This window comes from Heliomicrobium undosum (assembly GCF_009877425.1).
GTDB lineage: Bacteria > Bacillota > Desulfitobacteriia > Heliobacteriales > Heliobacteriaceae > Heliomicrobium > Heliomicrobium undosum.
In genome coordinates this window covers 200,012-213,322 of sequence record NZ_WXEY01000005.1, presented here as the reverse complement: position 1 = coordinate 213,322, position 13,311 = coordinate 200,012, and the positions used below count along the sequence as shown (strand labels likewise).

General features: G+C 56.3%; 8 protein-coding genes. 6 read left to right on the top strand and 2 right to left on the bottom strand.

Annotated elements, in window-relative coordinates; translation table 11 throughout:
- Positions 1 to 12 precede the first annotated feature (12 nt).
- The 4 genes from GTO91_RS07410 to GTO91_RS07395 all read left to right on the top strand — a co-directional run bounded on the left by GTO91_RS07410 (position 13) and on the right by GTO91_RS07395 (position 7,361).
- Complete coding sequence (locus GTO91_RS07410; RefSeq protein WP_161257154.1) at positions 13 to 2,136, top strand: S-layer homology domain-containing protein; 2,124 nt, start codon at positions 13 to 15, stop codon at positions 2,134 to 2,136.
- 100 nt (positions 2,137 to 2,236) lie between these two features.
- The gene (gene csaB, locus GTO91_RS07405; protein ID WP_161257152.1) at positions 2,237 to 3,310 is read left to right on the top strand and encodes a polysaccharide pyruvyl transferase CsaB; all 1,074 of its coding nucleotides are present in this window, start codon (positions 2,237 to 2,239) and stop codon (positions 3,308 to 3,310) included.
- Positions 3,311 to 3,393: 83 nt separating this feature from the next.
- On the top strand, positions 3,394 to 4,161 hold the full coding sequence (locus GTO91_RS07400) for a WecB/TagA/CpsF family glycosyltransferase (RefSeq protein ID WP_161257149.1): 768 nt from the start codon (positions 3,394 to 3,396) through the stop codon (positions 4,159 to 4,161).
- Positions 4,162 to 4,268: 107 nt separating this feature from the next.
- A complete protein-coding gene (locus GTO91_RS07395) occupies positions 4,269 to 7,361 on the top strand; it encodes a S8 family serine peptidase (RefSeq protein ID WP_161257146.1) in 3,093 nt (1,030 codons plus the stop codon).
- A gap of 35 nt (positions 7,362 to 7,396) precedes the next feature.
- Here the strand turns inward: GTO91_RS07395 and GTO91_RS07390 are convergent, their stop codons facing one another.
- Positions 7,397 to 8,485, bottom strand: coding sequence for a hypothetical protein (locus tag GTO91_RS07390; protein ID WP_161257143.1), 1,089 nt, complete (start codon positions 8,483 to 8,485; stop codon positions 7,397 to 7,399).
- On the bottom strand, positions 8,451 to 9,104 hold the full coding sequence (locus GTO91_RS07385) for a sigma-70 family RNA polymerase sigma factor (protein ID WP_161257140.1): 654 nt from the start codon (positions 9,102 to 9,104) through the stop codon (positions 8,451 to 8,453). Before GTO91_RS07385 ends, GTO91_RS07390 begins: the two co-directional genes overlap by 35 nt.
- A 368-nt stretch (positions 9,105 to 9,472) precedes the next feature.
- On the opposite strand from GTO91_RS07385, the gene GTO91_RS07380 reads away from it, so the two are divergent.
- Entirely contained in the window at positions 9,473 to 11,743 is a 2,271-nt protein-coding gene (locus GTO91_RS07380; protein ID WP_161257137.1) for a copper amine oxidase N-terminal domain-containing protein, read from the top strand.
- A 178-nt stretch (positions 11,744 to 11,921) separates the two neighbouring features.
- Positions 11,922 to 13,025 carry a TolC family protein gene (locus GTO91_RS07375; RefSeq protein WP_161257134.1) on the top strand — a complete coding sequence of 368 codons (1,104 nt, stop codon included), beginning with the start codon at positions 11,922 to 11,924 and terminating at the stop codon, positions 13,023 to 13,025.
- Positions 13,026 to 13,311: the final 286 nt, after the last annotated feature.

Below are 13,311 nucleotides of genomic sequence, written 5' to 3'. Positions count from 1 at the left end.
CGGGTGATGTCTGTGCGGACCCGAAAAACAGTCAGCCTGTTGCTTGCGCTGATCATGGCGTTCGGGATGATCGTGTCCAGTCCTCCTGTTCCGGCAGGGCAGAGCGGTGCTACATTCGGCATTGCTGCAGCGGTAACGGTGGCCGAAGCCGCCTATGGTGTGCCGGCAATCACCGGGGTGGCCATCCAGGGCCAGAACAGCGTCAAAGTAAGTTGGACCTATTCCACTGCAGCCGACGCCGTTCAGTCCTTTAAAATCCTGGATTACAAGAACAACGCGTCAGGCAATGAATTGACCACCGTAAGTTATCGCAGCGGTCAGACGAGTTACAGTCAGGTGCTGGCGCTCGACAATGGGCAGTATTCACTGGCCGTCGCTACGGTGATTCCCGCCAATGACCGGCTCACTGTATCGAGCCGCAAAGATATCACGGTTGATGAACTGGCCGCTCCCAGCGATTTTAAAGGGACCCGCCAGGGAACCCGTGAAATCCTTTGGACCTGGACGGACAACTCCTACGGAGAGACCGGGTTTAAGATTTACGACGACGATGATAATCTGATCGGCAGGGTGTCGGCCAACCAGACCTACTACCGGGAGTCGGGCTTAAAGCCGGACACGCAATACATCCGTCATGTGCGCGCCTACAAATCGGCCAACGGCGTGGACGCGGCGCGGGAAAGCAGCCGCTCTGACACGGGAAGCGAACGGACGGAGGTATGGAGCAGCGGCAGCGCCAGCAGCACGACCCGCGCCAAAGATCGCTCCGTCATCTCTGACACCATCGGGGAAGCATTGAAGAACTCCGTGTCGTCTTCTGATATCCATCTGATCAGCGCCGGTGATGTGGATGTTTCTGATCTGCACATCCAGACGGAAAAAAACAGGTACGTGGCTTTCGCGGGCGGTTCCCTAAAGAACTATGGAGATGGCAGCGTTCGGATCAGCACCAGCGACCTGGAGTTGAAAATTCCGGCCCAATACATCCACCGCACCGATGAATACGAAGGAACCGCTATCGGCTTACGCGAGTATATAGACAATACGTCAGCGCCGCTGGGCAAGTCACGTATCGGAACGGCCTATATCCTCGATCTCGTCCGGTACTCCCTCTATTCCAGCAACGGCTATACGAACAACAATTTTTCCTCTGATAATCCCGCCTATATCACCTTCTACTATGACTATTGGCGGGTTTCAAACCCGGCTTCTCTCAAGATCTACTACATAAACGGAAGCTACTGGCAGGAGTTGCCCAGCACCGTCAATACAGTCAACCGGGCCGTGCATGCCAAGATAACCGAGTTCGGGCGCTACGCCTTGTTTGAATCGCCCGCCGGCGCACCGGGAGTGTATCCCGGTTCAACCCAGGTCCCTGGCGCGGGAAACTCCGGTCTTACCGCCGGCTACCCGCCTGGCTTCGGTCCGGGCTATGGCGCCGGCTTCAGCAGTGGGAGCGCCTCCTATAATCCGGCGCAGTACGGAAGCGGTTATACTGGTTACCCCGCTTACGGCGCTACAGGCGCTACGGGCGCATACGGAGCGGGGCCTGCCTTCAACCCGACCTACGGTTACTACGGGGGTGGAACGCAATCACCCTTTGTGGATACGATAGGCCATTGGGCAAAACCGCAGATTGAGGTGTTAGCGGGGCAGGGATTGATCAACGGAACGGCGCAACGGTTTTTCGAGCCTGACAAAACGATGAGCCGCGCCGAGTTCCTTGCCTTGCTCATGCGAGCCAGTGGAAACGCCGTCTCACCGCCAGGGGCGCCGCCCTTTCAGGATGTCCGGGCCGACGATTGGTTTGCCGGTGCTTTGCGGCAGGCCATGCAAAGCGGTGTGATCACAGAAGGAGGCGGAGTCTTTCGTCCCTACGAATCAATCAGCCGTCAGGATATGGCCGCCTGGATCGGACGGGCGACTCGCGGAAGGCTTGGTTTCGGAGGCGGCGCTGATCCTGGGAGTTTATCCGATTGGAATGAAGTAGCCCCCGAACTGCGGGAGGATGCGGCCATCGCCGTGCGGGCGGGATTGCTCCGCGGAAAGCCAGGCGGAATGTTCGATCCCTATGGGGCGACTACCCGGGCCGAGGCGGCAACCGTGATCTATAACCTGTTGAGCACAGTGCGTTAGCACGGCTGGACAAGGCGCAGGATCCGAACGTTGGCAATATAAATTCAATCGTGGTAAAATACGCCTAGGTTGACGAATCCTGCGTGAGGGAAGGGATCCCGTGGCGACGATTGTACTATCCGGTTATTATGGCTACGAGAACGCGGGAGATGAGGCGCTGCTCAAGGCCATGATCATCGTAATGCGCAAATTGCAACCCAATGTGCGTATTATCGTTCTTTCCGGTAATCCCTCATTGACGCGGAAGGATCATGGCGTGCATGCTGTGCACCGCTACAACCCATTTGCAGTTTTTTCCGTCGTGTGGAAGGCGGATCTCTTTATCAGCGGAGGAGGCAGCCTGCTACAGGACGTTACGGGCCGCCTCACCATCCCCTACTATCTTCTCGTTGTCGCCCTTGCCTTGTTTCTGAGAAAAAAAGTGATGTTTTACGCCCAGGGAATTGGACCTGTCCAGCGCAACTTCGGAAAATGGCTGATTCGCTTGATTTCCAACCGCGTGGATCTGATTACGTTGCGGGACGCGGCATCGGCCCGCAGGCTGAAAGCCATGGGAGTAACAGATCCGCAGATTTGTGTCACTGGCGATCCTGTTTTCGCCCTCGTGCCGGAACAATCGGGCCATAGACCGCAGCCGCTCGTTCCTGAGGCGGTTTTTTGCCTCCGACCATGGCGGAAAATGAAGGGTATGGAGGAAGCCTGTCTAGCATTGGCCCGCCATCTCATTGACCGGGGATGGCGGGTGACCTTTTTGCCGCTTCACGCTGGGGAGGATAGGGAGTTTGCCATTACGATGGCTGAACAACTGGGCCGTTCCGAGGCGCAAGTGGTTTCACGAGGATTGCATTTTGAAAACGCCCTGGAGATCGTATCGGAAGCATCCCTGCTCGTCGGCGTTCGCCTTCATGCCTTGATGTTTGCAACTCTCCTGGGGGTTCCCGTCATCGGCATCTCCTATGATCCGAAGGTGACCGGGTTTCTTGAGGATACGGGGCGACCGGTATTTGGAGTGACCCACCCCTTGAGTGGAAACACGCTCATCGAAGAAGTGGACCGCATCATTAAAAACTATGACGATGAATGCCATAAAGCGAGCTTTTGGGCGGCGCGCCTGAAAGAGAGAGCCGAAGAGACGGCTCGAATGGCCATGGAGTTATTGGAAACCAGGCAATAAGCGAACAGTGGAACGGCCAAAGGCTGTCCGATCAGAGATTACGCGCGCAGCCTTAACAACGTTATTGCATTGTGAGAGGGACTATGAAAGGGAAGCAAGCAGGCAAGCGAATATCCATCCTCGGCTCTCCCGTCGATTCGTTGACACTGGATCAGGCGGCCTTCCGGATCTCTGCATTGATCCGTCAAGGCGGTTGTCATCAAGTGGTGACTGCCAATCCGGAAATTCTATACAGCGCCATGCATGATGACGACTTGCAGGCCATTCTTGGACGAGCTGCCCTGGTGACCGCCGATGGAATCGGGGTTGTTTGGGCCTCTTCCTTTTTGGGTGAAGCTGTTCCCGAACGGGTGACCGGCATCGACCTGATGGGTCATTTGATGGCCTCAGCGGCGCGGGAAGGGTGGACATGCGCTTTTATCGGCGGAAAACCGGGGATTGCCTTAAGCGCGGCCAGACGTTTATCGGAGCAGTATCCAGGACTGGCTGTTGCCGGTTGCTACCACGGGTATTTTTCCGAACAGGAGGAAAGGGCGATCCTCGATGACCTGCGGCGGTTGCGGCCGCACCTGCTGTTTGTTGGCTTTGGCGCGCCGCGTCAGGAGAAATGGATCGATCGGGTATTGCGGTTCGATTTGTGCGAAGAAGGGGCGAACGGTCTTGTGGCCATTGGTGTCGGTGGGAGCTTCGATGTTTTTTCGGGAACAGTGAAACGTGCCCCGCTTTGGATCCGCAGACTTCATCTGGAATGGTTGTACCGCCTGGCGGGACAACCATCAAGGTTGAAGCGACAGGTCCGACTGCCCTTGTTCATGAAAGCCGTCTTCCAGCAAAAATGGAAAAGGTGGTGACGGCGATTCGATATCATCGTATCGAGTCGATCCGAAAAAAAAGAGTCTTTCTGTTTTGCCTCGCCCTATTGGCATTGCTCTTCGCGACAAGGGCGGACAAGCCGCCTTTGGACACACCGGCGCCCCCTTACGAACTGCTCAGCGACCGGGCGCGCGACATGGCAGGGGCTACGGCAGTCGGTGCGCCAGGCTTTATCACAGACCTCGGTCTAACCGGAAAAAACCAGATTGTCGCTCTGGCGGACAGCGGACTCGATAGCGGCAATCTGAATACACTTCACCCCGATTTTCGCAATGACCCTGGCCAGTATCCGAAAATCGTGATGCTGAAATCATGGGTCAACAATGAGCCGGCTCGCGATCAGGTCGGTCATGGCACCCATATGGCTGGAATCATCGCCGGAAACGGCGCCGCTTCCGGCGGAAAGTATAAGGGTATCGCCCCGGAAGCAAGTTTATATATCCAGTCGATCAACGATAAAGACGGAAGGCTCCTACCACCGTCGCCCCTGGGAAGGCTTTTTGCGCCCTCCTATTCGGCAGGCGCCCGGATCCACGTCAACGGATGGGGGAGCCCTAAAAATTACTACGGAAGAACGGCGGCGGAGGCGGACCGATTTATCCGATCATACCCGGACTTTTTGGTCATCTACGGCGCCGGAAACGGAGGCCCCGGTCCGGGGACAATTACAGCTGAGGCGAACAGCAAAAACGCGCTGGTGGTAGGAGCGGTGCAAAACCCGCGCCCGGCCTTTGAAAAGAACCTCCTTTCAACGGGAACGCCATCCGAACTGTCCAGCCGGGGTCCGACCAAAGACGGTCGCATCAAACCGGAACTGCTTGCGCCGGGCACTTCGATTATCGCGCCCAAGTCCAGCCTGACGGAAGGCAACTTTCCAGCTAACCCCCTATACACCCGCATGCAGGGAACCAGCATGGCGGCTGCAGTCACCGGCGGTTCCGCAGCGCTGTTGCGGCAATACCTGGTTGCAGAGGATGCCGGAAAAACCGGCAACCCGTCAGCAGCGCTGGTGAAGGCGCTCCTGATCAACGGCGCGCGGACCGGACCGCAGGGGCCCACCAAGGACGGATTCGGCGTTCTTGACGTAACAGGAACGATTATGCCACTGAGAGAACGCAGCTGGTTTTATACAGAAGAACAGACCGGCGCAGGTGAAGGCGAGACGAAAACCTATCGCGTGACTGTCACCGATGAGAAAAGACCGCTCAAAATCACGCTGGCATGGACCGATCCGGCTGCCCAAGGAGAAGCCGAGCAGACCTTGGTAAATAACCTGGATCTCTCCGTCGTTGGGCCTGACAGCAAAGGGTATAAAGGAAATCAATTTTTAGGCACAATTCCCGATTCAACGAACAACGTGGAGCAAATTTACATACCTTCTCCGGTGCGCGGAACCTACACGATTCGCGTCTACGGCAACCGGATCGGGCAAAGCGCAGTGGAAGGCGCATCGCGTCCCGCCCAGGATTATGCTCTTGTCTGCGGTCAATCGGCTTACGACGGATTCATCACGGGACAGGCGAATGAACAAATCGAATTGGACAATGGAAGGCGGCTGCATCTTTCCCGTTCCCAGACGGTGATGATCCTTGATGGACGCCGGCTCAGCGAGCCTGCCGCCAACCCTTTGACAGGCGCTGACCTTTATCGCGTTGGAAATAACAGCGTCCTCATCTCTCGCCGTTGGCAGGCCAGTGGCATCCAAACCATTGAAGATGGCGATCAACGCTTGGTCATCGAAACGAATCCAAAGTTTCGAGAGGGCGGCTACTTTCTTCATCCACAGGCGCAAGCGCGCATCAACGGCGGTAAGGCAGACATTTCTAAAATACCACGGGGCGTGGAGGTAACCGGCATGGTCAATCCCTCCAGCCAGACACTGTGGACAATGGATGTAGGCTACCGGGAAGTCAACGGTCGCCTGGAGGGCATCGATAGGGAAAAAGGAACCCTTCGCCTGTTGCCGTCCCATCAATCCTTCCCCTTGTCCAAGGAAATCGTTTACACCTATGAGGATCAACCGGATGAAACGGCAGGTATGGACATCCCCTTCCCGGCGGGGCAGGGAAGCGATCGGTTTTTGCCCGGCCTTCCTGTCCGGCTGGTTTTGTCTCCGACGACGGGAGAGGTATTGCACATGGTGACACAGCGCAAAACTGTCACCGGTGTACTCAATGACGTAAAAGTATTGGAAAACCTGATTTCTTTGCAGGGCGGCGCTCGTTATCATCTGGTTTCGGGTGGCGCCGTGTATCGGAATGAAGAACCGTCAACACTGCGAGACCTCCATCCTGGCGATCAGGTCGTTGCCCTAATCCTCCCTGGAGAAGACAAAGTCGTGGAATTAAACGCCTTTGATAAAATCCGCTGGGGCCGGATTGTCCACGTCAGCCGGGAACAGAACCTCATTTATCTGGTAGACACGCTCAATCGCCTGCAATCGTACCGGCTGACGCCATCGGTGAAAATCAATCGCTGGGGCGTAATGACCGATACCACCGTTTTGACCAATGGAAATTGGGCATGGGTGCATATCACCGATAGCCGTGATATCGAAGAGATTGATGTCATCGAGTCGGAGAATGGCATTAAGACGGTCTTTTCCCGCTATGACCCCGGTGAACGAACGCTCACCACCAGAGACGGTTTCACCTACAAGGTTAGCTCCCACTCCTTGTTGGCGAAAAACGGGGTGCCGATTCTGCCGGAAGACCTGGTGAAAGATGAGGCGCTTACCCTTGACTTCACCCAACAAGGTCAACAAAAGGTCCTCGTCTCGGCCCTTGCGCAGACAATCGCGGGAACGCTAGAACCGAAACTGGAAGTGACTTCGTTTTATATCCAGGACAAGTTTTATATCATCGGACAAACCTCAGGCGACGCCCTTTACGCCTATCGTTTCAAGGGAAGCAGCCGATCCTTTATCCCCATCGATGCGAGAGGCCGTTTCACATGGTTTTTTCAGCCGGAGGCAGAGGAAAAATCAGTGCAGTTTGTCAGTGTGAACCGGAATACCGGGGGGATTGTGAGGCGACAAGTCACGATTCCTTCAAATGAACAGCAACCCTTCGCTGGTAACGGTCAGCGCGGAAAAGAGGCTGCCATCGGCGATATGGCTGCCTCAGGGTTGCTACAGAGGTATCCGGGCGGAACGGGCGCCTTCCGGACACAAGGCTGATCGAGGAACGGCGCGAGGCAACGAAAAGGGACCCCTTAGGGGGTCCCTTTTTCTTCTACCATGACGATGACCACATGTCCGTTCGACTCACTGTCCCAGTCGCGCAGTTGCCGATCCAGTGACACTATTTGCAGAGCCAACTGTTGTTTCTGTCCGGCATCTCGGGCTGCCTCCTGTTGGGCGATCAGCATCTTGCGCTGTTCAATAGCCGTTTCGAAGCGTGCGGTGATGTCTTGGGTCTCCGTTTTCTTTTGCGTCAATTCACCTAACGACGCAAAGCGGTTGATGAACGGATTCGCTTCCTGCCGTCGTAAAACGTAGCGTAAAATTTCGATCCGCTGGTTGTCCGTGTTCTGCGCTGTGATACTCTCGGGCTGAATTCCGTACTCACCGGCGAAATCGGCGATCTTCCCTTTGGCGGCAGCCAAATCGGCGACAGAGACCTTCACCAAGGTGCTCATCAATTCGCGCTTTTTGCTTAAAAACTCGACGCTATCCGGTTGAGCGGCCATTTGAAGCCTGTTGTCAGCAGGATCGCCGGATCGCGGCGATGGAGGAGAAGCCTTTTCCGAAGGGGATAACGGAACGGCGCGATTTGACGGAGCAAGCGCTTCAACACCGGCGCGGTCGGTTGATTCGACCTTTTCCCCGTCCGCAGAGGCTTGGGGTTCTGGCAGGGCTGCGCCGCTTCCCCCAGGGGGCGCCGGTAACGCAATGCCTCCGTTTTCCGCATTCGGTGACACCGGAGAAGGCTGTACAGGCCCGGTGTTATCGGCGATCTTGACCGGTTGCGAATGAAGAAGCGGAGACACTCCGGCAGAAGCCAGGACCAGTGCGGCTGCGGCTGCGGCGCCTGCAACCATCTGGCGTCCCTTTGCGCCCATGCGCAACCAAAGGGAGGACTTTGGCGGGTGGATCCGTTCCATCACTGCTTGCACAAAACCGGCGGGCGGCGCTATCGGTTCATTCAGCGAACGCAGTGCTTGCGATATGCGGAGCCATTCCGCCTGCTCTGTTCGGCAAGCGTCACACAGATGCAGATGGGATTCGAACTGTGCCCGTTCGTCTCCGGACAACAGTTCATTCATATCAAGGGCGAGCATTTTTGCTTGCCGGCAGTCCATCATTGTCACCTCCCTGCCTATCAATTGCAAAGGGTATAGCGTAACCGCTCCGTTTCGCTAGGAAAGTCAGCTTCTCTTTCATGACCAAACGGGCTCGATTGATGCGTGATTTCACAGTGCCTAATGTACAATCCAGGATCCGCGCCACCTCATCGTAGGAATAACCATGAACATCTCGGAGCACCAGAACGGCGCGATGTTCTTCCGTGAGTTCCGATAAGGCGTGGCGGACCAACTGGCGGAATTCCTTTTCCTCATATAAGGCTTCCGGATTGTCACTGGCGGCCGCTGTTTCCCGCTGAACCTGGCCGTCTTCCATCTCGTAGGGCTCATCAAGGGATACGAAATTATGTTTTTTTCGACTACGCTGGAGATTTATCCAGGTGTTTACGGTAATGCGATGCAGCCAGGTCCCGAAATCAGCATCGCCACGAAAGCGGCCCAAGGCAGAATGAGCGCGGATAAAAGCTTCCTGAGCAAGATCCTGCGCGTCATCATGGTTGCCCGTCAGGTGATAACTGAGTCCGTAAATACGACCCTGATACATGGTGACGAGCGATTCAAAGGCACTGGCGTCCCCTTGCTGAGATTTGCGCACCAGATTATGTACCGTATCCAATTGGCAAACGCTCCTTCCGGGCGCCACTACCCGGTCAGTCTATTAGACAAGAAATCGAGCGAAAAAGTTCCGCCTTTTTTCTATGTTAACACATAGTCCTGCAGAAGAGGGGAGCTTGGCTATGGAAAAAGTTTCCGGACTTTGCACCCCTACAGAAAGAAATGAGGGCGCGAATTATTCTGGTGTAAACGGAATCGAGGCCATAAACCTTCAGTAAACAAATGAGAACGACATTGAAGGGGGTGGTGAGCCACCGTTGGCGTCACAGACGCACCGAGTGTCTCCTGCATCGAAAGTCTCCGATGCTACAGGATTCGAAGTTCCAAGACTCTATTCGATCGTTGATAAATAACAGGGAGGGACCATCGTTGTTCAAACGGAGCAAGAAAACTATTTCCATGCTGGTGAGCGGCCTGCTTCTGCTCGCCCCCATGGTGTCGACGCCGGTTGCGGCCTATGCGTCCAGCAGCTTCGCCAGCGTCAAAACCGATATCGCCGAGCCCGGCGGTGTCATCAATTCCCGGATCATGATTGAAGTTCCCCAGGGCGCTATGGCTGCCGGCTCTACCGCCACCTTCCGCATGCGCCTGCCCATCAACTCCGACTTCCAACGTGACGGCGCCGGCGCTATCGTCGCTGGAGCCAATGTCTCCGTCGAAATCCCCGCCACCTATGACAACACCGTTCCGAACCAATTCGTCGACAACACCGGCAACATGACCGCCCCGGCAAACCTGACCGATAAAGTCTATGCAGACGGAACCACGACCGACGACGGCTCCTCCACCTGGGTGAAAACCGTCAAAATCGGCCAGGAATACGAGTTCTCGGTCAAACAAAACGGCGCCGGCAAAGGTATCATGTATATCAACCTGAACAAAGTGAAAATCCCCTCCGGCCAATCGGGCGACTTCAAAGCCATCTTTGAAGCCCAAGGCGGCAGCATCTTCAGCAACGGCGAAGTCGTCGTGGCCACTGTCGGCACCGGCACCGCCGCTGTCACCCTGGACGATGTGAAGAGCATCAGCTCCGTCGGCGGCGCCATCGATGTCATCCGCGTCAAAGAAGACCGCCCCGGCGCCCTGAGCGCAGCCTCTGACAGCGTCAAGCTCAAGCTTCCCCAAGGTTTCACCTGGGACATCACCAACGCTAAAGCCAACACCGTCTGGGGCAACCTGACCTACACCAACCCCGGCACCAAGGACAGCCTCAGCGCTACCGAAGATGGCGGCCGGACTCTGAAAATGACCGTCACTGGCAAGTCCACCTCCGCCTCCTATATCAACCTCACCGGCCTGGCCGTCAATGTTGATGAGTCTGTTGCCAAGACCGGCGACATCACCGTTTCCACTAACCTGACCCCGTCCACCCTGGTTCTCGGCAAATACGGCGAGTTCGGTTCCTCTGTCAATGCCTTCGGCGACGCCCCGAACCGTCTCGCCGGCCGCAATGACAACGAACTCGGCAAAGTGGTCATCGAAGAAGACATGGCCGGCAGCCTCGTCGTTGGCCGCACTATCGTCCTGACCATTCCCGAAAACACCAAATGGCGCACCTACCCCAGCATCGACAGCGCCAACTCTGACGCCCACGGCCTCGTCCTCGGCGCCTGGACGGCTGTCGGCACCGACGGCCGCACCATCAAGGCCCAAGTCACCACCGCTTCCTCTGGCGACCCCGCCAAAGTGGTCTTCGAAAAAGGCTCCGTCGACGTGGCTGCCAACTTCTCCGGCGACCTGAAAGTCGACGTCACCGGCACCGCCGGCGTCGCTGGCTCCTTGGTTCTCGCCAAAGTGGCCGCCCCCATCACCGCCACCGTCTCCGCTTCCCCCGAACTGAAAATCGGTGTGGCCGGTCAAGCCGCTGGCGAACTCATCCTCACCGAAGCCAAAGCTGAAGCCATCATGGGCGAATCGAAAGCCCTGCAGATCCACCTGCCCCTCGGCGTCGACTTCTCCAGCACCCCCAAATTCGAAGTGGTGGAAGGCGACCTGGTCCTGAACGCCGACTCCGCTACGACCGGCACCGACTCTAACGACAACACCAAGTTCGCCAAAGTCACCATCAAGTCCACCAGCTCCGTTCCCTCCAAGATCAAAGTCAGCGGCATCAAGCTGACTGTTGACCGCACCGTTCCCGAGGGCAACATCACCTTCAAAGTCAAAGGCGCTGCTGTCAACGAAACGAGCGGCTTCACCTCCAGCACCATCGCTTCCATCGCCAACGGCAAAGTCGTCACCCCCGCTCCCGAAGGCGCTGTCATCCACACCGTCTTCAAAATCAACGAAACCAAGTACACCGTCAACGGCGTGGAAAAAACCATGGATATCGCCCCCTACCTGGAAAACAGCCGCACCTACCTGCCTGTCCGCTACGTCGGTGAAATCCTCGGCATCAACAGCGGCAACATGATCTGGGATGGCGCCAACCAGACGGCTACCCTGATCAAAGGCGACAAAGTGGTTCAAATGAAGATGGGCTCCAAGACCCTCCTGGTTAACGGCGCCGCCATCACCATGGACGTCGCTCCCCAAATCGTCCAACCCGGCCGCGTCATGCTCCCTGTCGGCTGGCTGCTGAACATCTTCGGCGCCACCGGTTCCTTCGACCCCGCCACCCAGACCGTCACCATCAACTAACAAGCGACCGAACCACAGCATCCTCCGATAGACCGGTCCGGCCGAAAGGCCGGGCCGGTCTTCTTGTCGGGAGGCTATTGACCCGCCGGTCGGTTGCGTGTAAACTGATTGTGTATTCAACTACATAAAGATTTCAGCCTGGAAATTACATAGTGGACAAATATGGAGGTACATATCGATGACGAAAAAACGATGGCTTGCGCAGACTGTGTCTGTCCTGATCGCCGCCAACCTGTTGACTGTTCCCGCTTTTGCCGCTGAAACCCCGCTCCCGGCGGCGACCCAGCAAGCGGCTGACGGCGTCATGATGTTGACGATTGACCAGGCGAAGGCGCTGGCCTTGCAGAACAGCAAGGACTACCAGCAGGCCAAGCTGGATGTGGATCGCGCCTGGGAGGTCCGTGACGACTCGACTACACTGCTCAAGTTCACGCCGCTGAACCCGGCAGACGCCGCTAACGCGGCGGCCCTGAACCGGACGTTGACGTCTGACCTGAACTGGCAGGTGGCCAAGAAGACACAAGGCGCCAGACAGGATACAGTGGAGGCGCAAACGATCCAGCGCTACCTCGATGTCCTCAACGCCCAGAAAAAAGTCAACGCCGCCCAAAAGGCGCTGGAAGCGGCGGAATGGAAACTGCGGGCCGCCCGCGCCGGAAAAACGGTAGGGACCGTCAGCGCTACGAGCGTCGTCAGCGCGGAAGCCAACGCCGCCGGCGCCAAGGCAACGCTTGTGGCTGCCCAGGAAGCTTTGAAAGATGCCTATGTCAAGTTCGATATCCTCCTTGGCATCAACGTGGAACAGCGCCCCGTGCTGACCGAGCAGCCGGTCTTTAGGCCAATCAATGTAGAAAACCTCGACTATGAGGTGGCCAAGGCGCTCGTCAATAGCCCGTCCGTGTTCAATGCCCAATATACCGTGGATATCAAGAAAGCCGTCCGGATGGCCGCCAGCCCCTTTAAAACCGGTCAGATCGATATCAACAAAGCGGAACTCGACTACAGCAAGGCCAAGGAAACGACAGACAAAACGGTTCGCGGTCTCTACTACTCCCTCAAACAAATGGAGGAGCAGCATGAGGGACTTACGGAAGCGCTCCGCAACGCCGAAGAATCCTATCGCGTGGCCAAGGTGCAGTATGATGTAGGCTTGATCACCCGGATCGAACTCGTCAGCGCTGAATCGCAACTGGCGTCGGCGCAGCGGGACCTCTTCGACCTGATCTGTCGGCACGAGCAAAGCAAACAGAGCTTTGAAAAGCCCTGGACTTCGGGGAGCTAACCTGCCGGGAACTGCCTAAGGGATCATCAGGATGTCAAGCAGCCGAGAGGCTGCTTTTCTTTTTGGTCGCCTAAAAGCCGTTGTTATATATTTTTTACCATTTATACAATTAATTTAAAAGGAAAAGAAATTTTTTTAAAATAAATTCGAGAAAGACGGAACAAACACGATAAAGCGCGTGTCTAAGATTACGTGAACAACATACGCGGATGGACAGCGAGGAAGGGGGAATGTTGCCACACTGCCACATCGCGCCAGGATACGCACTACATAATCGAAGAAAATT